We start from the raw sequence: 21486 nt of genomic DNA, 5'->3' as shown, positions 1-21486 counted from the left end.
TTCGTCGCCTTTCTTTAACCTGAACTTGTTTCAGATTCTATAAACCCTGTTTCGATAGAAACGGGATTTTTTGTTTTGGAGTTGTCCCGTCCTGAAATAATCATACACCAAACAAATTGTTTTTGTTTCGGAGTCTCAGCTAAGACTCTTTTTATGAAAGATTTCTCTTTATATGGAATACTTTTTATAGTAATTGAGTTTAGTTGTTTTTATCTGATATTTTTGAATGGATATTGACAAACTTTCAAAATTGGACATTCTGGACATTTTGGTTTTGGACGGCAAATTTCCCTACCCAGAAATGAAATAGCCATACCTGCTTCGTTCCAGCTCTCTTTAGGTAGAACAGCCATTAATTCTTTTTCCGCTTTAAGTCCGTTTTTTGTAGCGGTAATTAATCCTATTCTGGGTGCAACCCGAATTACATGTAGATCGGTGATTATTCCTTCTGCATCTAAACCCGCTTCTCTTAGAATTACATTGGCGGATTTACGTCCTATACCTTTTAAGGAGGTTAAGGCGTTCATCGTGAGCGGAATGTTTTCTTCCGTTTTAATTTCTTTAGCTATCTCTAATAACCAATTAATTTTAGTGTCGTGATATTTGACTCCGGAGAGATATGGAATTAATTCTTTTTTTGTAGCATCTGCAATGCTTTTCATATTAGGGAAGGCACGGAATAAATCAGGTGCAATTTTGTTTATGTTATTGTCAGAATCCTGTGCAGATAAGATTACCATGACTACTAGCTGATATAGATTATGATACTTTAATGGATGTTTTCTGTGATGGTATTTTTTTAATATCGGATGTAATTCTTCTTTCCAGGAGATATTCTCATTAAATAAGTTCATTTTTATTTTCTAATTGTTATTAAATTATTACTTTTTATAGGAATGTTCTGTTTTTGGAATTATAATTACATAATTTTAAGCAGTAGAATATGAGAAAATGATGATATAATCTTTAATTATTTTTAAATTATCAAAATCAAAATCAATTTATCAAAAATAATATTTTTCAAGAGTTTTCGGGATTAAAAAACTTTGTTTTTAATGGTAATTTTTTTCATTTTTACTGAAATTGTTTCTGTTTTTTACTATATTTAGAAAAGCTTTAAAAATTCAATTTCGACTTAATTTATATTGATTTGGAGGTAATTTAACGAATCTATTTTATATTATATTTTTTTAACCTTAAATAAACTGAAAACAATAAATGGAAATATTTCATATAAGTGCAGAATGCTATCCAGTGGCTAAAGTAGGCGGTTTAGCAGATGTGGTTGGAGCTTTGCCAAAATATCAGAATAAAGCGGGGCATAAATTAAGAGTTGTGATGCCTTGTTATGAAACTAAATTCAGAAGTGATAATGATTTTGAATGTGTTCATTGGGGGAGTGTTCAATTAGGTAATTTTAATTTTCCTTTTAGTGTTCTTAAAGAGACTACTGATAAGTTAGGTTTTGAATTGTATTTAATGGAAATTCCGGAGCTATTTGACAGAAAAAATGTTTATGGATATGAAGATGACATTGAACGGTTTATGGCTTTTCAGATAGCTACACTGGATTGGATTATTGGAAGGGAATCGATGCCGGATGTTATTAATTGTCATGATCATCATACGGGATTAATACCTTTTATGATGCAATATTGTTTTAAATATCATAAATTGTTGAATACACCTTCGATGCTAACGATTCATAATGGTTTGTATCAGGGGCAGTTTAGTTTTGATAAATTGAATTATTTTCCGGAATTTGATTCAATTCATACTAAAATTTTGGAGTGGGATCATCAAATAAATTCCTTAGCAGTAGGCGTAAAATGTGCTTCGGCAGTTACTACTGTTTCACCAAGTTATTTAAATGAAATCAATAATTCGGCTAATGGATTAGAATCCTTATTTAATATAGTACGTTATAAATCAAAAGGAATTTTAAACGGAATTGATACAGAGGTTTGGGATCCTTCAAAGGATAAAATGCTGAAAAAAAATTATTCGATACAAAATTTTGAACAAGGTAAGCAACAGAATAAAGAAACACTTTGTACACTTTTTAATTTAGATCCCTCAAAACCCTTATTTAGCTTTATAGGCAGATTATGGGATGAAAAAGGAGGTGATTTATTACCTCAGGCTTCGGCTTTAGCTCTTTCAGAAAATTATAAAGAAATTAATATTTTAATATTAGGTTCCGGAAATGCACAAATTGAAAATCAACTCAATAGCTTATTAGCAGATTATAAAGGAAATTATAATACCTTCATTGGATACAATGAAGAATTAGCTCATTTAATTTATGCGGGGGCAGATTTTTTACTGATGCCTTCAAGAGTAGAACCATGCGGACTAAATCAAATGTATTCGTTACGATATGGAACAGTTCCTATAGTAAGAAGAACAGGAGGATTGAAAGATACTGTAATTGATTTTGGGGATAACGGAAACGGAATTTGTCATGACCAGTCTTCTGTTGGAGATATCTGTTACTCCATTCAAAGGGCGGTAAGTTTGTACGAAGATAAAGAGCATTTGAATGAAATTAGAAAAAAAGGAATGAGCACGGATCATTCCTGGGAAAAAGCAAGTCAGGAATATATAGAAATGTACAACTTAATACTAAACAAAATATGAAGGCAAAAAGAAAAAACGTTATTGCAATTATCTTAGGAGGCGGTCAAGGATCCAGATTGTATCCATTGACAGAAGCCAGATCAAAACCTGCGGTACCAGTTGGAGGAAAATACAGATTAGTTGATATACCGATATCAAATTGTATGAATTCAGATATTTACAGAATGTTTGTATTAACACAATTTAATTCGGCTTCACTCAATGCACATATCAAGAATACCTATGTTTTTAGTGCTTTTAGTCAGGCATTTGTAGATATACTGGCTGCGGAACAAACGCCGGATAACCCTACCTGGTTTCAGGGTACTGCTGATGCTGTAAGACAATGTATGCCTCATTTTTTAAATCATAATTTTGATTATGCTTTGATTTTATCCGGAGATCAATTGTATCAGATGGATTTTAATGATATGATTGAAGAACATATTAAAAAAGAAGCTGATATAACAATTGCTACTTTACCGGTAAATGCTAAGGATGCTCCTGATTTTGGGATATTAAAATCCAACAGTGAAGGAAATATAGAATCCTTTATTGAGAAACCCGTCAAAGAACTTTTGCCGGATTGGGAATCTGAAGTAAGCGAACAAATGCAAGCAGAAGGGAAAAAATATTTAGCCTCTATGGGGATTTATATTTTTAACAAAAAGCTATTAATTGACTTAATGGCAGATCCGGATACAAAAGATTTTGGTAAAGAGATTATTCCAAATGCAGTAGGAAATAAAAAAATATTGAGTTATCAATATGAAGGTTACTGGACAGATATTGGAAACATAGATTCGTTTTTTGAAGCTAATATAGGACTGACTGAGGATGTGCCTAAATTCAATTTATTTGACAACGATAATAAAATATATACCAGACCCCGATTACTACCGCCATCCAAATTTAAAAATACAATGGTTGATAAATCATTAATTTCAGAGGGCTGTATTATTAATGCTAAAGAAATTAAAAATTCTGTTATTGGTATTCGCTCCAGAATAGGTAAAGATTCCATTATTAGCAGTACCTATGTAATGGGTAATGATATATATCAGAGCATTGAAGATATGGAAGAAGATGCTAAAGAAAATAAGATATTAGTAGGAATAGGAGAAGGATGTTATATAAACAATGCGTTAGTAGATAAAGATTGCCGAATAGGTAATAATGTATATATTAATGGTGGACCACATTTAGAAAATTTAACTACAAAGTTATATACTATCAAAGATGGAATAGTGGTGATAAAGAAAGGTGTGACTTTACCTGATAATTTTAGAATTGAATAAGTTAGCAGACAGTTTTTATCAATATTCTATTCTAAAATTTAGAATTATACCAATAATACTATGAGTAAAGTTATTTCGCATTCCCTTTTTACTGATTTTGATATTAACTTATTCAAAGCTGGAAAACATTTTCAATTATATGAAAAATTAGGGGCACATTTGATTGAATTAAATGGAGTCCAGGGTGTTTATTTTGCTGTTTGGGCACCCACAGCACATTCTGTTTCTGTAGTGGGAGATTTTAATTTCTGGACACAGGGCGAACATGAACTTTTTGTTCGTTGGGATTCGTCCGGAATTTGGGAAGGATTTATTCCGAATATCCCAAAAGGTACTACTTATAAGTATAAAATTTTATCAAATAATGGAGGTCTTATTACAGAAAAAGCAGATCCATTTGCCTTTTATTGTGAAAAGCCACCACATACAGCTTCAGTAGTCTGGGATTTGAATCACAATTGGGAGGATTCTAAATGGATGAAAACCCGTAAAGAACATAATGATTTAAACAAACCCTATTCCGTTTATGAGGTTCATTTAGGCTCTTGGAAACGTGCCGAAGGAAACCGGTTTTTAAGTTATCTTGAACTAGCCGAAGATTTGGTTAGTTATGTAAAGGAAATGGGATTTACTCATGTTGAGTTTATGCCAATTATGGAATATCCTTATGATCCTTCCTGGGGCTACCAGCTTGTCGGTTATTTTGCACCTACATCCCGTTTTGGAAATCCGCAGGATTTTATGGTTTTGGTAGATAAATTACATCAGGCGGGTATAGGAGTTATTCTGGATTGGGTACCCTCACATTTTCCGGATGATGCCCATGGCTTAGGTTATTTTGACGGATCAAACTTATATGAACATCCCGATCGCCGAAAAGGATACCATCCAGACTGGAAAAGTTTAGTTTTTAATTATGGAAGGAACGAAGTTCGCTCTTTCTTGATTAGCAATGCTTTATTCTGGTTGCATTATTATCATATAGATGGTTTAAGAGTAGATGCTGTTGCTTCCATGCTTTATCTGGATTATTCCAGAAATGATGGAGAATGGGAGCCTAATATTTTTGGGGGAAGAGAAAATTTAGATACTATCAGTTTTTTGAAAGAATTTAATGAAGTAGTATATTCAAATTTTGAAGGAGTTCAGACTATAGCCGAAGAAAGTACTTCATTTCCAATGGTTTCAAGACCTACAGATGTAGGAGGACTGGGTTTTGGAATGAAATGGATGATGGGCTGGATGCACGATACGCTAAAATATTTCCAAAAAGCAACGGTTTACAGAAAGTATCATCAAAATGATCTGACTTTTTCAATGACCTATGCTTTTACCGAAAATTTTATGCTGCCATTGTCTCATGATGAAGTGGTATATGGAAAAAAATCTATTGCTGACAGAATGCCCGGAGACGAATGGCAAAAATTTGCTAATTTACGTTTGCTTTACAGTTATATGTTTACACATCCGGGAGCTAACTTATTGTTTATGGGTGGGGAATTTGGACAAATGGCAGAATGGAACTTTCAGGAAAGTCTGGATTGGCATTTGTTGCAATATGCAGTTCATAATGGTGTTCAGGAACTTATTAAGGATTTAAATTTATTATATAAATCCCAACCGGCTTTATATGAAAAACAATTTAGTCCTGAAGGTTTTGAATGGATTAATTATTCGGATCATCAAAATGCAGTTATATCTTATATCCGAAAAGGAAATGAACCAAAAGATAATTTAATTATAGTATGTAATTTTACACAAATAGTGAGAAAAAATTACAGAATTGGTGTTCCAAAGAAAGGAAAACTGACCGAAATTTTTAACAGCGATCTTAAAAAATATAACGGAAGTAATGTTGTTAATACAGTAGCAACAGAAGTCGAATCTTCACCTTATGACGGGCGGGACTATTCAGCTGAATTAGTTTTACCGCCTTTAAGTGTGACTGTTTTTAAATATATATAATTTGTGGTATGGAACTAAAAATAGCTACATAAATCAATTTTTTATAAAGAAGTATTAATAACTAATGTTAATACTTCTTTTTTTTTAAACCCAATGAAAAGCGATATCGTTTTCGTGAATAAAAATAGTATTCTTTACTTATAATAAGGATTTTTTGTAAGTTTGAGAGTGGAGGAGAATAATAATTAAAAATAAGAATCGGCATGATTACAAATACAGAGTTAGAATATAAAGGAGATTTATATCCATCAAAAATAGTTTCTTTTAAACAAGATGTTGATTCCGTTTATTTTTATACTGAGAACAACGTTATTTTAAAATTAACAGTATTAAGAGATAGTCTCATCCGTTTTCGTTATACTACAAAAGGATATTTTAGTAATGACTTTTCATATGCAATTGACGAGGGGCATTCTCATGGATACAATCATTTAGAAATTACTGAGGAAGAAAATTATTACCAGATAACTACGAATAAAATTATTTGTAAAATTCACAAAATAGATTTAAGGTCCTTCATTTATGACTTAAAAGGAAATGTACTTTTAGAAGATGAATTAGGGTTTCACTGGGAAGAATCATATGAATTTGGTGGTAATATAGTAAAAATGAGTAAGGCTTCCCGAGAAGGTGAATGTTTTTATGGCTTAGGAGATAAGGCAACTCAAATGAACTTAAAGGGTAAAAGAGTTGAAAATTTTGCAACGGATCAATATGCCTTTCAAAAAGAACAGGAACCTTTGTATAAAGTTGTTCCTTTTTATTTGGGTTTGCATAACAAGCAGGCCTATGGAATTTTCTTTGATAATACCTTTAGAACATTTTTTGATTTTTGTCATGAGAGAAGAAATGTAACAAGCTTTTGGTCAGATGGAGGAGAAATGAATTATTATTTTTTCTACGGACCTAAGATGCAGGATGTAGTGACTTCTTATACTGATTTAACGGGCAAACCGGAACTTCCGCCTTTATGGGCATTAGGATACCATCAGTGTAAATGGAGTTATTATCCTGAAAGTAATGTTAAAGAAGTTACTGCTAAATTCAGAGAACTACAGATTCCCTGTGATGCCATTTATCTGGATATAGATTATATGGATGGTTTTAGATGTTTTACCTGGAATAAAGATTATTTTCCTGATCCTAAACGAATGGTTTCTGAGTTAGCTCAGGACGGGTTTAAAACAATTGTAATTATTGATCCCGGAATAAAAATAGATAAAGAATATTGGGTTTACAAAGAAGCTTTAGAGAAGGATTATTTTTGTAAAAGAGCTGATGGACCTTATATGAAAGGAAAGGTATGGCCTGGCGAATGTAATTTCCCGGACTATACAAACCCTGAGGTAAGAGAATGGTGGGCAGGATTATTCAAGGAGTTAATTTCGGATATTGGAGTAAAAGGAGTATGGAATGACATGAACGAACCTGCTGTAATGGAAGTTCCTAATAAAACTTTCCCGAATGATGTACGTCATAATTATGATGGAAATCCTTGCAGCCATCGAAAAGCACACAATATTTACGGAACACAAATGGCCAGAGCAACTTATCATGGTGTTAAGCGTTTTGCGTATCCTAAAAGACCTTTTATTATAACACGCTCTGCTTATTCGGGGGCACAACGTTATACTTCGTCCTGGACCGGAGACAATGTGGCTTCCTGGGAACATCTTTGGATTGCTAATATTCAGGTGCAAAGAATGTCAATTTCAGGAATGGGATTCACAGGATCGGATATTGGAGGTTTTGCTGAGCAGCCTTCAGGAGAATTATATGCCAGATGGATTCAGTTAGGCGTTTTTCACCCTTTTTGCAGAACACATTCATCCGGAGATCATGGAAATCAGGAACCATGGGCTTTTGATGAAGAAGTTATTGATATTACCCGAAAATTTGTAAATCTTCGTTATCAGTTATTGCCCTATTTGTATACTATGTTCTGGCAGTATATCGAGGAAGGTACACCTATGTTAAAACCTTTAGTATACTTTGATCAGGAGGATATTCAGACTTATTACAGAAATGATGAATTTATTTTTGGAAACCAAATATTAGTCTGTCCTATTTTAGAACCTAATTCCTTAGGACGAAGAATGTATATTCCTAAAGGAGAATGGTATAATTACTGGACTAACTGTATGGTTAAAGGAGGAAAAGAGATGTGGGTAGACAGTAAATTTGATGAAATTCCGGTATTTGTAAAAGCCGGAGCTATTATTCCTAAATATCCGGTTCAGCAATATGTTGGCGAATTAGAATTTGATGAATTAATGCTGGATGTATATTATAAAGAAGGAAAAGAAAAATCGGTGGTGTATGAAGATGCGCAAGATGGTTATGATTATAAAAAAGGAAGATTTAGCTTTTTATCATTTCAATTAACAGGAAAAGAAAAAGAAGTTAACATTCAATTGCATAAAGACGGAAAATACGATACCAATTATTCTAATTTTAAAATTAATTTTATAGGATTGCCTTTTGAAATAAAAAAGATAGAAATCGATAATGAGGAAATTATTTTTGACAGCAATCTTTTTAAACAAAATCAGTATCTGATTGTGCCTAAGAATTTTAACGTTCTGCATATTATGGGATAATGGCTAAATTAATATCTTGATATAATTCTAGTTAATTTTGTAAAATACAAATTGATAATAATTGTATTTTTGTTAAGAAAAATTTAAGTATTATGAAAAAGAATTTATTATTTATAGGTATTGCCGTTGCAGGATTATTATATTCATGTGCAACAAATCCACTAACAGGAAAAAAGACATTAAACTTTGTCTCTAACAGCGAATTGTTTCCTTCTTCATTTCAGCAATATAAAACGTTTTTAAATGAAAATAAGGTTATTTCCGGTACTGCTGACGCCAAAAAAGTAGAAACGGTTGGAATAAAAATTAAAACTGCTGCTGAACGTTATCTTGCTTCATTAGGACAAACCGATTATTTAAACGGATACCAATGGGAATATAAATTAGTTGAAAGTAAAGATATCAATGCCTGGTGTATGCCTGGTGGTAAAATTGTAGTGTATTCAGGGATTTTACCAGTAACTAAAAATGATGCCGGTCTGGCTACTGTAATGGGACACGAAGTTTCCCACGCACTTGCTAATCATGGAGCGCAGCGTATGAGTGCTTCACAATTGCAAACTTTAGGAGCTGCTGGTGTAGCTGTTGCTACAGGAAGTCAAAGTGCGGAAAAACAACAAATGTGGCAACAGTATTACGGTATTGGGTCGCAAGTGGGAGTGATGCTGCCTTTTAGCAGAAGTCATGAAACTGAGGCTGATAAAATAGGCTTGATTTTAATGGCAATTGCAGGTTACAATCCGGAAGAGGCAATCAGTTTCTGGACACGAATGTCAGCCAGTTCTAATGGTCAGGCTCCAGCCGAAATGTTGAGTACGCACCCGTCTGACGCAACAAGAATTGCTAATTTAAAAGCAATGGTTCCAGAAGCAAAGGCAGTTGCAGCCAAGTTTGGAGTGGTATTTAAGTAGAAAAAATAAAATGATTTATAAGCCAATTCGTAAGAGTTGGCTTTTTTTATGCAAATAATAATAGAAAATTAAAGTAGAAACTGTTTAAAAAAATAATAAATTCGTCAAAAAAAAAACAGATATGAATCCATTACAAAAAGGAGATAAAAAATTATTAAATGCCTGGGCATTTTATGATTGGGCAAATTCGGTTTATAGTTTAGTAATTGCTTCGGCAGTTTTTCCGCTTTTTTACATGGCATTGTTTACTAAAGAGCAATCGTATATTCATGTTTTTGGGACTGATATTAAAAACTCTGCTTTGATCAGTTTTGTAACTGCTGCAGCTTTTTTAAAAGTAGCATTTATTTCTCCACTCTTATCCGGAATTGCTGATTATGTCGGGAATAAAAAGTTTTTTATGAAGTTCTTTTGCTATTTAGGAGCTTTTTCGTGTATTGGTTTATACTGGTTCAGTCTCGAACATATTTACATTAGTTTGCTTTTATACTTTTTTGGTTTAATAGGTTTTTGGGGAAGTCTGGTTTTTTATAATTCCTATTTACCTGATATTGCTTTTGAGGAACAACAGGATGCCATTAGTGCTAAGGGATATTCATTGGGGTATATTGGAAGTGTAATTCTTCTTATTGTCAATTTGGTAATGATTTTGACTGCCCCTGATGCTGAAAAAATAATGCAAATGCGGTATTCCTTTGTCATGGTAGGAATCTGGTGGATTATTTTTAGCCAATATACTTATTATTATTTGCCTAAAGGAAACAGAACTTCAGAGCATAAAGTAACCAGGGCTATTCTCTTTAATGGATTTAAGGAACTCAAAAAAGTATGGATTTCACTTGAGGAAAATACACGTTTAAAAAAATATTTAATCAGCTTTTTTGTCTACAGTATGGCAGTGCAAACAGTAATGCTTGTAGCGACTTATTTTGGAGAACAAGAAATTGAATGGGAGTCAGCCGGAGCAGCTACAACAGGATTGATAAGCTGTATTCTTTTAATTCAGCTTGTTGCTGTTTTAGGAGCTTATGCTACTTCAAAGGCATCTGAAAAATATGGAAATATCCCGGTATTGATTTTTATTAATAGCATTTGGATTTTTTTATGTGTAGCGGCTTATTTTATAAAGTTACCTCTGCATTTTTATATTATGGCCGGATTAGTAGGTTTGGTTATGGGAGGTATCCAGTCTTTATCCCGTTCTACATATTCTAAATTGTTACCTGAAACTAAGGATACTGCTTCTTTCTTTAGTTTTTATGATGTTTCAGAGAAAGTTGGTATTGTGATTGGAATGATAATTTATGGTGTTATTGATCAAATCACCGGTAGCCCAAGATTTGCTATCGTTTTTTTAGCTCTATTCTTTATAATTGGTGTTGTTTTATTAAGAAAAATACCTAGAAAATAATTGCGGTATTGAAATTATAATTTATATTTGAGAAAAATCAAAAACTCCTTTATGAGAATGTTAAAAACTAAGTTACAGTTAATAGTTTTGTTTTTAATTGCATTGGTAACATCATGTACTTATGAGCCTGTCGATGGAACTGTTGAACCGGATCCGGACGGCGAAAATGTAAATTCAGGAGTGTTTAAAGCTGATTTTAGTGGACAAACCTGGACAGCCAAAGAAACTCAGGCAATTATTTCAGGAAATTTTATCGAAATTTCAGCAATTGATTCAAAGGGTGATAGTTTTGGATTTTTGATTGAAGGGAATGCTGCGGGAACTTATGCTGCCAATGTGAATATTGTTGCTTATACACCAGCAGGAACGGAGTATGGTTATTGGGCTATAAATGATGATAACCCTACGGAAAATACGGGTTCAGTAATTATTACAAGTATCAATACACAAACCAAAACAATATCAGGAACTTTTAGTTTTAAAGGATATTGGTCAGATTCGGATAATCCCAGAGCGGCTATGCAGTTTACAAATGGAGCCTTTAAAGATATCCCTTATGTAAGTCAGGAAGAAACGGCTGATGTTTTTACAGTAAAAGTAGGAGGAACAAATTATGTAGCTACTGATATTTCTGCTATTGAAATTAATAACTTTATAACTATTGGCGCTTTAGATGCTAATCAAAATAATTTGTCAATTGCTATAAAAAGTTCCTTAGGAACCGGAAGTTATACTATTGTAAATATTTTTGGGGCTGATGTTCAAGGATATTATGAAGATCAAAATGATGAATATAAAGCGGTTTCAGGCACTTTGAACATTACTTCAAAAACGGATGATCGCATTAAGGGAACTTTTAATTTTACAACTAACGGAACAACACCATTTATTATAACCGAAGGTGCTTTTGATGTAGAGTATTAGATAAAAGCATCTTTAATTAAATAGCCCTCAAAAGTAAAATCTGTTTTTGAGGGCTATTAATTTATAGTATTATGGCATAATGATTGTCTTATTATGAATATACAACTATTATTTTTTATTTTACTGATTGATTTTCAGTACTATAAAATATAGAAATACTAACTTTGTTATGAACGAATTTATTTGTTTAATGACAAAAAGACTTAAATTATACTATGTCAAAACATAAAATACTCACTATTGACAATATGTCACTTCAGGAGTTTGATTCAGAAGCGGAATTAATCCCATTATTAACGCCGGAAGACGAAGAAGAAATGATTAACGAAGAACTGCCTGAATCGTTGCCTATTCTTCCTTTAAGAAACATGGTTCTTTTTCCCGGAGTTGTAATTCCAATTACTGCAGGAAGAGATAAATCTATCCGGTTAATTGATGATGCAAATGCTTCTGGTAAAATTATAGGGGTTGTAGCTCAAAAAGATGAAGAAATTGAAGATCCTACTAAAGAAGATATCAATTCTATTGGTACTGTAGCGCGTATTCTGCGTGTACTTAAAATGCCTGATGGAACGACCACAGTAATTTTACAGGGAAAAAAACGTTTTGAAATTGAAGCAATTACTTCTGAGGAACCCTATATTTCAGCAATAATTAAAGATTTTTCGGAAGAAAGACCCAGTAAAGAAGATTCTGAATTTTTAGCTATTCTGGATTCTATGCGAGAACTAGCTATTCAGATAATTAAAGTAAGCCCTAATATTCCGAGTGAAGCTACTTTTGCAATAAAAAATATTGAAAGTCAGTCTTTTTTAATCAATTTTGTTACTTCTAACATGAACCTTTCTGTGAAAGAAAAGCAAGATTTGTTAGCAATCAATAATTTAAAAGACAGAGCTTTAGAAACTTTAAAATATATGAATGTCGAGTTGCAGAAACTCGAATTGAAAAACGATATTCAGTCTAAAGTACGTTTTGATTTAGATCAGCAACAGCGTGAATATTTTCTTCACCAACAGATGAAAACCATTCAGGAAGAATTAGGTGGTTCGACTCAGGAAGAAGAAATGGATGAGATGTTAGTGAAGTCTAAAGAAAAAAAATGGGATGAAAAAACGCAAAAAATATTCGAAAAAGAATTAGCAAAAATGCGCCGAATGAATCCTCAGGCACCTGATTACGGGATTCAGAGAAATTACATGGAACTGCTTTTAGATTTGCCATGGAACGAATTTTCTAAAGATAATTTTGATTTAAAAAATGCCCAAAAAATTCTTGACCGTGACCATTTTGGATTAGAAGAAGTCAAGAAAAGGATGATTGAGCATTTAGCGGTTTTAAAATTAAGAAACGACATGAAATCGCCAATTATTTGTTTAACAGGGCCTCCGGGAGTGGGTAAAACCTCAATTGGACGTTCGGTAGCTGAAGCACTGGGAAGAGAATATGTTCGTATTTCTTTAGGAGGTTTACGCGATGAAGCTGAAATACGCGGTCATAGAAAAACCTATATTGGTGCAATGCCAGGTCGTATTATTCAAAGTTTGAAAAAAGCAGGCACATCAAATCCGGTTTTTGTTTTAGACGAAATTGATAAATTATCCAATAGTAATCATGGAGATCCTTCTTCTGCTTTGTTGGAAGTTTTAGACCCTGAGCAGAACAATGCCTTTTATGATAATTTTGTTGAACTGGGATATGATTTATCTAAAGTCATGTTTATTGCGACCTCTAATAATATGAACGCAATTCAGCCGGCTTTAAGAGACAGAATGGAAATTATAAAAATGTCCGGGTATACCATTGAAGAAAAAGTGGAAATTGCCAAGCAACACTTATTTCCGCGTCAGTTAAAAGAACACGGATTGACTTCAAAAGATTTAACTATTGGAAAAAAGCAATTAGAGAAAATTGTTGAAGGCTATACACGAGAGTCCGGTGTTCGCGGCTTAGAAGCTAAAATTGCTCAGGTAATCCGAAACGCAGCAAAATCTGTTGCTATGGATGAAGAGTATAATAAGAAAGTAACAGAAGAAGATATTGTAAAAGTTTTGGGAGTACCCAGACTGGAACGTGATAAATATGAAACTAATGATGTTGCCGGAGTTGTTACCGGTTTGGCATGGACCAGTGTAGGAGGGGATATTTTATTTATAGAATCCTTGCTTTCTCCGGGCAAAGGAAGTATGAGTATTACAGGAAATTTAGGTCCGGTAATGAAAGAATCGGCTACGATTGCATTAGAATATATTAAAGCAAATGCAGAACTGTTGGGCTTAAATTCTGATTTATTATCTAAGTACAATATCCATTTACACGTACCGGAAGGAGCAACACCTAAAGATGGTCCAAGTGCAGGAATTGCAATGCTGACTTCGCTGGTTTCTTTATTTACACAAAAAAGAGTGAAGAAAAATATTGCTATGACAGGCGAAATAACTCTTAGAGGTAAAGTTTTGCCTGTAGGAGGAATTAAAGAGAAAATCCTTGCTGCCAAAAGAGCTAATATTAAAGAAATCATTTTATGTCACGAAAATAAAAGTGACGTTGATGAAATAAAACCGGAATATCTAAGCGGAGTTATTTTTCATTATGTGAAAGAAATGAGTGAAGTACTGGAAATTGCAATCACGGATCAAAAGGTAAAAAATGCTAAGAAATTGTAATTAAAGAACATGAATTAAAAAATCCAAAATCATAATTGATTTTGGATTTTTTGTTTTTATGAATGTTTCGAAATTAAATCACAATACCAAAATCCATAATCATAAGCGGAAGTATCATTAGTATCACAAGCATTATTTGAGGATTCTTGTTTGGGTTTCTCGTACTTTCGATACACAATTTCGCCAATTTCATAATCGATAGGTTTGTTGAAAATAGGTCCGTCAAAAGTAAAAGTATGAAATTCTCCGTTTTCGCCACATACATCTACATTTTCAGGTAAATCATCAATAAATTGCTGGTCAATTATTCTGCCCACAAAACTTTTATCCAGATAACGTTCGTTGACACAAACTACAATAGTTTTAAATCCTAACGAAATGAACTCCTGGATTAACTCTTTTGTTGGGATTTTCCAAATAGGAAAAACGCCTTCAAAACCCATAGTTGCTAATTTTTCTTCACGGTATTTTCGTAAATCTTCCAGAAAAATATCTCCAAAGATGGAATACGTAATACCTTTATTTTTTAGCTTTTTTAATGTTTCCTGCATAACTTTTTCATACACTTCCATAGTAGGCATTTCGGGAATTTGCATGATTTTTAAAGGTATTCCTATGCTTTTAGCCTGTTGTTCTAGTAATTCGACTCTGACACCATGCATCGAAATACGTTGAAATTGCTGGTTTACGCTCGTTAGCAGAAAATTGATTTCAAATTCCGGGTTTTGTAGGATTTTGTATAGTGCTAAAGCAGAATCTTTACCGCTGCTCCAGTTAAAAATGGCTTTTTTCAATGTAATTTTATTATAATTTTAAGAAGTAAACTTACTAAATACTTCTTTTAGTTTAGCAAACCTTTGTAACTTTGAATTTCTGGTTTTAATCCCCTTTAAATGAAATACTTCTTTCTTTTTATTTCTTCTTTTATTTTTGCACAGCAAACAAAGTATGTAGATTTCACATCTGTCTCAGCTCAACTTAATATAAATGCAGCCGAAAAATCAATTTCGGGAACAGTTAATTACTCATTTCAGGTTTTAGAACCTACAGACACTTTAAAAATTGATGCTCAAAACATGCAGTTTTCCGGTGTGGAACTGAATAAAAAAAATATTCAGTATGTAAATTCAGGAGAACAACTTTTAATTGTTTATCCTTTTCAAAAAGGAAAAAATCAAATTAGTTTTGAATATAAAGCAATTCCTAAACAGGCTTTGTATTTTATAGATTCAGAAAAAGCTGAAGAACAGCAAATATGGACGCAAGGTCAGGGAAAATATACCAGTAACTGGTTTCCAAGTTTTGATGATGTAAATGAAAAAGTAATTTTTAATCTCAAAATCGAATTTGATTCAGGATTTCAGGTAATTTCAAATGGAATTTTAAAACAGAAGACGGTTTTTGATCAGACGACTCTCTGGGAATATGAAATGCAAAAACCAATGTGTTCCTATTTATTAATGCTTGCCATTGGAAAATTTGAAAAACAACATCAGTTATCTAAAAGTAAAATTCCACTCGAATGGTATTTAGAAAATAAAGATTCTTTACGATTTGAACCTACTTATCGTTATTCAGCACGGATATTTAATTTTTTAGAGAAAGAAATTGGTGTCAAATATCCCTGGCAGATTTACAAACAAGTTCCTGTACGGGATTTTTTATATGCCGGAATGGAAAATACTTCTGCAACCTTGTTCGCTACCCGTTATGTGGTAGATTCAACCGGTTTTTTAGATCGAAATTATACCAATGTAGATGCTCATGAGCTGGCCCATCAATGGTTTGGTGATTTGGTTACAGCAGCCAGTGGCAAACATCATTGGTTGCAGGAAGGTTTTGCAACTTATTATGCTTTGTTAGCCGAAAAAGCTATTTACGGAGAGGATTATTTTTATTCTAAAATGTATGAATCCATTCAGCAAATAAAATATGCTTCCAGAACCGACACTATTCCTGTTTTAAATGAAAAAGCCAGTTCATTAAGCTATTATCAAAAAGGAGCCTGGGCGTTGTTTGTCCTGCATCAGGAAGTAGGAGACAAAGCGTTTAAGAAAATCATTAAAAACTACCTGAAAAAGTATGCTTTTAAAAATGTTACTACAGAAGACTTTTTTAATGAGGTAGAAAAAATAAGTCATTTTGATACCGCCTCTTTTTCTAAAGAATGGCTGGAATCAACTATTATTAATAGCCCTTATGTCAATAAGTTATTGATCAAAAATAAAATAACTAAAATACTGTTAGAATTAGATAAGATTAAATCAAAACCTCTGACAGAAAAAACAGGTTTTTTTAAATTAATTCTTATGTCAGATGCGCATTATTCGGCAAAAGTAATGGTTGTTAACCAACTTAGAAATGAAACTTTCGAAGCTAAAAAAACTTTTTTAGAACTGGCAATGGATACTGATGATATGGAGGTTAGACAAGCTGTTGCTTATTCTTTACCTAAAATCCCCGAGGAATTCCGAACTTCATACGAGAGTCTTTTGGATGATACCTCTTATCAGACCCAGGAAGTTGCATTACTTTATTTGTGGAGAAATTTTCCGGAAAAGCGTTTGGAATATTTAGAAAAATCAAAAAAATGGATTGGTTTTAACGATTATAATCTGAGAACTTTATGGTTGTCTTTAGCCTTAATGACACCAGATTATTCGAGCGATAAAACTATTTTAATTGATGAATTGGTCAGTTATTCTTCGGATAAATATGAAGCAACGACCAGACAAAATGCATTAGATAAATTAATAGGTTTTAAAATTATTAATGAGACTGTTTTAATTAATTTAGTGAAAGCTACTACGCACCATATGTGGCAATTTTCTAAATTTGGACGGGATACTATCCGGACATTGTTAAAAAACCAGGTTTACAGAAATTCTTTTATTCAGATAAAAACTAATTTGAACGAAAATGAACAGTTTCAACTGAACCGATTATTAAATGAAAAAATATGAGAGCATTGGTTATCTCCGGAGGAGGGAGTAAAGGAGCATTTGCGGGCGGCGTAGCTCAATTTTTATTAGAAAATAAAAAGATAAAATACGATTTATTTATCGGGACTTCTACCGGAAGTTTATTGATACCGCATCTGGCTCTGGGAAATATAGAAAAAATTCATCGGATTTATACCAATGTAGATATGAGTAAAATTTTCAATATCAACCCGTTTATAGTAAAGAAAAAGAAGGGCGTTGATGTGGTCAGTATTAATCATTTTAATGTATTATTACAGTTTTTTAAAGGTAAAAGAACCTTTGGCGAAAGCAAAAAACTACGCTCTTATATAAAAAAAAATCTGCCTATTGAAGAGTTTAATCTGTTGAAAGCACTGGAAACTGATATTGTAGTTACGGTTACTAATCTGACAAATAATCAGGCCGAATATAAATCGATTAAGAACTGTACATATGATGAATTTTGCGACTGGATCTGGATTTCCAGTAATTATATACCTTTTATGAGCATCGTGAATATAAAAGGTTGTGATTATGCTGATGGCGGATTCTCCAGTTTAGTACCTATTCAGGAGGCTATTAATCGCGGAGCTACTGAAATTGATGTTGTTGTTCTGGAAACAGAAAAGTCTACTCCAAGAGTGGCTATTGGTAAAAACCCTTTTTCTTTATTAATTGATTTGTTCCAGATAGAATTAGACCAGATAGAAAAACATGATATTTTATTGGGTACTCTGTCAGCTACGCACAATAATGTTAAACTTAATATGTATTATACACCAATTGCGCTGACCAATAATGCTTTGATTTTTAATAAAGTAAAAATGACACAATGGTGGGAGCAGGGTTTTCAATATGCACAGAAAAAAAGTGAAGCTATGGAAACTGTTAAATCCTTATTAACCGATGAAAAATCGGCATAAGTTTACCATAATTCAGCTACTTCATTTTTAATAAAAGCTAATGCTGTTGCACCAGGAGAAGCTTTTTCTAATAATTCGGTTATTACAAAAGTTCTTAACTCATCGGCATTAGTAACTTTTTCGCTTTTTGCAGCCAGACGAATCATTTGTACAATTGCGTTTTTAGCAGTTACAATAATGGTCCAGCATTTATCAGACACATAAATTTGCTGTGCGATATTGTGTTCAAATTCCTGCTCGATATGGGCGATGATATAATTTTCATATTCATTTTTATCGTTAGAAACAGGATTAATCCTGGCAAGAATGTGTGATGGCTGAATGCGTTCCATTAACAGTGTTAATCTTTCGTATGCCTGTAAGCGTAAAGGCAACGCTATTTTTTGATTGTCTTTTTGAATTAACCACTGTCTGGTGTTTTGCTGGTCTTTAAAATGCGAGTTAAATAAATAATAAGCCACTGCTCCGGTAATTACAGAAGGAATAGTATAAGCAAGTATTTCGATGATTTTTATAGAATCCATTTGTGTAAAATTTTAAAACAAAAATATACTTTTAGAATTATTAAGCAAAGATTCCCTAATAAAAACACAAAGGCTTAGAAAAGAAAAAATAATTTTTTGTGTTTTTGTGTAAAAAAAACAGCATAAATCTTTTATAGTAAACTTAAAAAGTGTGTTTCTCTTTGTTGATATTTATGTAAAGAATCAATATGTTACTCTTTTTAAATCGGAGTCTGTAATTAATTCTTAAATACTTATTTTTGCATAAACAGTGAAAAAAAATGCAACAATATATTTCCCAACTAAACGAAGCGCAACGCGAGCCTGTATTGCAAAAAGACGGACCAATGATTATTATTGCCGGAGCAGGTTCTGGAAAAACCCGAGTTTTAACGATAAGAATTGCTTATCTGATGTATCAGGGAGTAGATGCTTTTAATATTTTGTCCCTTACTTTTACTAATAAAGCGGCTCGCGAAATGAAAAATCGTATCGCAGATATTGTAGGTGCCAGCGAAGCTAAAAATTTGTGGATGGGAACTTTTCACTCCATTTTTGCCCGTATTTTACGCTCCGAAGCTGATAAACTAGGGTATCCTTCCAATTTTACTATTTATGATTCTCAGGATTCGCTTCGTGCTATTTCTGGAATTATAAAAGAAATGCAGCTGGACAGAGATGTTTATAAACCCAAACAGATTTTAAGCCGGATTTCGACCTTTAAGAATAGCCTGATTACTGTAAAAGCTTATTTTAATGATCCTGATTTACAGGAAGCAGATGCCATGGCTAAAAAACCCAGAATGGGCGAAATTTATCAAAATTATGTAGACCGATGTTTCAAATCGGGAGCTATGGATTTTGATGATTTGTTGCTGAAAACCAATGAATTATTGACTCGTTTTCCGGAAGTATTGGCTAAATATCAAAATCGTTTCCGTTATATTTTAGTGGATGAGTATCAGGATACCAATCATTCTCAGTATTTGATTGTACGTGCATTATCGGATAAATTTCAAAATATTTGTGTGGTAGGTGATGATGCACAGAGTATTTATGCCTTTCGTGGAGCCAACATCAATAATATCCTGAATTTCCAAAAAGATTATCAGGGCGTAAAAACTTTCCGATTAGAGCAAAATTACCGTTCATCACGTAATATCGTAGAAGCGGCGAACACTATTATTGATAAAAATAAAACCAAACTGGATAAAGTGGTCTGGACCGCTAATGAGTTTGGACCAAAGATAAAGGTACACCGCAGTCTGACCGATGCCGAAGAAGGACGCTTTGTGGCCAGTACTATTTTTGAACAAAAAATGCAAAACCAAATGACCAATGGTCAATTTGCAATTTTGTACCGAACTAATGCACAATCCCGTGCTATGGAAGATGCTTTACGTAAGCGTGATATACCATATCGCATTTATGGCGGATTATCTTTTTACCAAAGAAAAGAAATTAAAGATGTTTTGTGTTATTTGAGATTAGTCATCAATCCAAAAGATGAAGAAGCTTTAGTACGTGTCATTAATTATCCGGCTCGCGGAATTGGAGATACAACAGTTGAAAAATTAACTGTTGCTGCGAATCATTATAAAAGATCAATATTTGAAATCATGCAAAATATAGATCGTATTGATTTAAAGCTAAACTCAGGAACCAGACAGAAACTGCAGGATTTTGTCACAATGATACAGAGTTTTCAGGTAATCAATGAAAATCAGGATGCTTTTTATTTAACAGATCATGTTTCTAAAAAAACCGGATTGGTTCAGGAATTAAAAAAAGATGCTACACCGGAAGGTATGGCAAGAATTCAGAATATTGAAGAGTTATTAAACGGTATTAAAGATTTTACCGAAGGTCAAAAAGAAATTGACGGTGCGCGTGGTTCCTTGGCTGAATTCATGGAAGATGTGGCTTTGGCAACTGATTTGGATAAAGATACGAGTGATGAAGACCGTGTGGCTTTAATGACTATTCATTTGGCTAAAGGTCTGGAATTTCCTCATGTTTTTGTGGTAGGAATGGAGGAAGATTTATTTCCATCAGCAATGAGTATGAGTACACGTTCTGAGCTGGAAGAAGAGCGTCGATTGTTTTATGTGGCATTGACAAGAGCTGAACATCAGGCTTATTTAACCTATGCACAATCACGTTATCGTTGGGGGAAACTCACTGATAGCGAACCTTCCCGTTTCATTGAAGAGATTGATGGTCAGTATTTAGAATATTTAACACCGGCCGAAACTAATTATCGCTTTAAGCCGATGATTGACAAAGATATCTTTGGGGATGTTGACAAATCTAAATTACGTTTAGCCAAACCATCTAATGGAACACCACCTAAATACATTACTGATAACCAACCTAAACCAGAAGCTCAAATCAGAAAATTAAAACCGGTTTCCGGGAATGCACAGGCTGGTACTGCTAATTTATTTGATAATACATTGACAGCAGGAAATATCGTCATGCACGAACGTTTTGGACGTGGACAAGTGATGAATTTAGAAGGAGTTGGAGCGGATAAAAAAGCGGAGATTAAATTTGAAGTAGGCGGAATCAAGAAATTATTATTGCGTTTTGCGAAGTTGGATGTTATTGGGTAATGTACGTCTGTTTAAGTATTTTATTTAGAAAGTGCGAAAGCTTTTTTAATTAAAATATATCGAGAACTATAATCTAATTCCTTAAATA

Annotated in this window: 14 protein-coding genes; 11 read left to right on the top strand and 3 right to left on the bottom strand. The window is 33.1% G+C overall.

Annotated features, from left to right (window positions below):
• Positions 1-209: 209 nt before the first annotated feature.
• Positions 210-854 (bottom strand): endonuclease III domain-containing protein, encoded by a 645-nt coding sequence (locus ACSV4D_RS17425; protein ID WP_439229275.1) that lies wholly within the window; start codon positions 852-854, stop codon positions 210-212.
• Positions 855-1218: 364 nt separating this feature from the next.
• On the opposite strand from ACSV4D_RS17425, the gene ACSV4D_RS17420 reads away from it, so the two are divergent.
• The 8 genes from ACSV4D_RS17420 (at position 1219) to lon (ending at position 14394) form a co-directional block, all read left to right on the top strand.
• A complete protein-coding gene (locus tag ACSV4D_RS17420; protein WP_439229274.1) occupies positions 1219-2640 on the top strand; it encodes a glycogen synthase in 1422 nt (473 codons plus the stop codon).
• Positions 2637-3917, top strand: a complete 1281-nt coding sequence (locus tag ACSV4D_RS17415) for a glucose-1-phosphate adenylyltransferase (RefSeq protein ID WP_408082297.1) — start codon at positions 2637-2639, stop codon at positions 3915-3917. Before ACSV4D_RS17420 ends, ACSV4D_RS17415 begins: the two co-directional genes overlap by 4 nt.
• Before the next feature lie 60 nt (positions 3918-3977).
• Complete coding sequence (gene glgB / locus ACSV4D_RS17410; RefSeq protein ID WP_439229273.1) at positions 3978-5882, top strand: 1,4-alpha-glucan branching protein GlgB; 1905 nt, start codon at positions 3978-3980, stop codon at positions 5880-5882.
• Positions 5883-6085: 203 nt separating this feature from the next.
• On the top strand, positions 6086-8482 hold the full coding sequence (locus tag ACSV4D_RS17405) for a glycoside hydrolase family 31 protein (protein ID WP_439229272.1): 2397 nt from the start codon (positions 6086-6088) through the stop codon (positions 8480-8482).
• Positions 8483-8574: 92 nt separating this feature from the next.
• Entirely contained in the window at positions 8575-9393 is an 819-nt protein-coding gene (locus ACSV4D_RS17400) for a M48 family metallopeptidase (protein ID WP_408082294.1), read from the top strand.
• Positions 9394-9514: 121 nt separating this feature from the next.
• Entirely contained in the window at positions 9515-10804 is a 1290-nt protein-coding gene (locus ACSV4D_RS17395) for an MFS transporter (RefSeq protein ID WP_439229271.1), read from the top strand.
• 51 nt (positions 10805-10855) lie between these two features.
• Positions 10856-11728: a DUF6252 family protein gene (locus tag ACSV4D_RS17390; protein WP_439229270.1), complete on the top strand. Its 873-nt coding sequence runs from the start codon at positions 10856-10858 to the stop codon at positions 11726-11728.
• Positions 11729-11943: 215 nt separating this feature from the next.
• Positions 11944-14394 carry an endopeptidase La gene (gene lon / locus ACSV4D_RS17385; RefSeq protein ID WP_408082291.1) on the top strand — a complete coding sequence of 817 codons (2451 nt, stop codon included), beginning with the start codon at positions 11944-11946 and terminating at the stop codon, positions 14392-14394.
• A 56-nt stretch (positions 14395-14450) separates the two neighbouring features.
• Here the strand turns inward: lon and ACSV4D_RS17380 are convergent, their stop codons facing one another.
• On the bottom strand, positions 14451-15188 hold the full coding sequence (locus ACSV4D_RS17380) for a diphthine--ammonia ligase (RefSeq protein ID WP_439229269.1): 738 nt from the start codon (positions 15186-15188) through the stop codon (positions 14451-14453).
• Positions 15189-15287: 99 nt separating this feature from the next.
• Here ACSV4D_RS17380 and ACSV4D_RS17375 point away from each other — a divergent pair, with 99 nt between their 5' ends.
• Positions 15288-17357 (top strand): M1 family metallopeptidase, encoded by a 2070-nt coding sequence (locus ACSV4D_RS17375; RefSeq protein WP_439229268.1) that lies wholly within the window; start codon positions 15288-15290, stop codon positions 17355-17357.
• Positions 17354-18280, top strand: coding sequence for a patatin-like phospholipase family protein (locus ACSV4D_RS17370; RefSeq protein WP_408082288.1), 927 nt, complete (start codon positions 17354-17356; stop codon positions 18278-18280). Before ACSV4D_RS17375 ends, ACSV4D_RS17370 begins: the two co-directional genes overlap by 4 nt.
• A gap of 2 nt (positions 18281-18282) precedes the next feature.
• Here the strand turns inward: ACSV4D_RS17370 and ACSV4D_RS17365 are convergent, their stop codons facing one another.
• Entirely contained in the window at positions 18283-18804 is a 522-nt protein-coding gene (locus ACSV4D_RS17365) for a hypothetical protein (protein ID WP_439229267.1), read from the bottom strand.
• 260 nt (positions 18805-19064) lie between these two features.
• On the opposite strand from ACSV4D_RS17365, the gene ACSV4D_RS17360 reads away from it, so the two are divergent.
• The gene (locus ACSV4D_RS17360) at positions 19065-21398 is read left to right on the top strand and encodes an ATP-dependent helicase (protein ID WP_439229266.1); all 2334 of its coding nucleotides are present in this window, start codon (positions 19065-19067) and stop codon (positions 21396-21398) included.
• The last annotated feature ends 88 nt before the right edge of the window (positions 21399-21486 follow it).

Origin of the sequence: Flavobacterium sp. ARAG 55.4 (assembly GCF_051846875.1) — a bacterium.
Lineage (GTDB): Bacteria > Bacteroidota > Bacteroidia > Flavobacteriales > Flavobacteriaceae > Flavobacterium > Flavobacterium plantiphilum.
Note: the sequence above shows the minus strand (reverse complement) of the source record. Positions and strands in the feature narration are given on the sequence as shown.

Excerpts from the sequence above, each read along its gene's own strand:
- ACSV4D_RS17370 (WP_408082288.1), top strand. The coding sequence starts at position 17,354 with ATGAGAGCATTGGTTATCTCCGGAGGAGGGAGTAAAGGAGCATTTGCG.
- ACSV4D_RS17405 (WP_439229272.1), top strand. The coding sequence starts at position 6,086 with ATGATTACAAATACAGAGTTAGAATATAAAGGAGATTTATATCCATCA.
- ACSV4D_RS17400 (WP_408082294.1), top strand. The coding sequence starts at position 8,575 with ATGAAAAAGAATTTATTATTTATAGGTATTGCCGTTGCAGGATTATTA.
- ACSV4D_RS17375 (WP_439229268.1), top strand. The coding sequence starts at position 15,288 with ATGAAATACTTCTTTCTTTTTATTTCTTCTTTTATTTTTGCACAGCAA.
- ACSV4D_RS17415 (WP_408082297.1), top strand. The coding sequence starts at position 2,637 with ATGAAGGCAAAAAGAAAAAACGTTATTGCAATTATCTTAGGAGGCGGT.
- ACSV4D_RS17360 (WP_439229266.1), top strand. The coding sequence starts at position 19,065 with ATGCAACAATATATTTCCCAACTAAACGAAGCGCAACGCGAGCCTGTA.
- ACSV4D_RS17365 (WP_439229267.1), bottom strand. The coding sequence starts at position 18,804 with ATGGATTCTATAAAAATCATCGAAATACTTGCTTATACTATTCCTTCT.
- ACSV4D_RS17425 (WP_439229275.1), bottom strand. The coding sequence starts at position 854 with ATGAACTTATTTAATGAGAATATCTCCTGGAAAGAAGAATTACATCCG.
- ACSV4D_RS17390 (WP_439229270.1), top strand. The coding sequence starts at position 10,856 with ATGAGAATGTTAAAAACTAAGTTACAGTTAATAGTTTTGTTTTTAATT.
- ACSV4D_RS17420 (WP_439229274.1), top strand. The coding sequence starts at position 1,219 with ATGGAAATATTTCATATAAGTGCAGAATGCTATCCAGTGGCTAAAGTA.
- glgB (WP_439229273.1), top strand. The coding sequence starts at position 3,978 with ATGAGTAAAGTTATTTCGCATTCCCTTTTTACTGATTTTGATATTAAC.
- ACSV4D_RS17395 (WP_439229271.1), top strand. The coding sequence starts at position 9,515 with ATGAATCCATTACAAAAAGGAGATAAAAAATTATTAAATGCCTGGGCA.
- lon (WP_408082291.1), top strand. The coding sequence starts at position 11,944 with ATGTCAAAACATAAAATACTCACTATTGACAATATGTCACTTCAGGAG.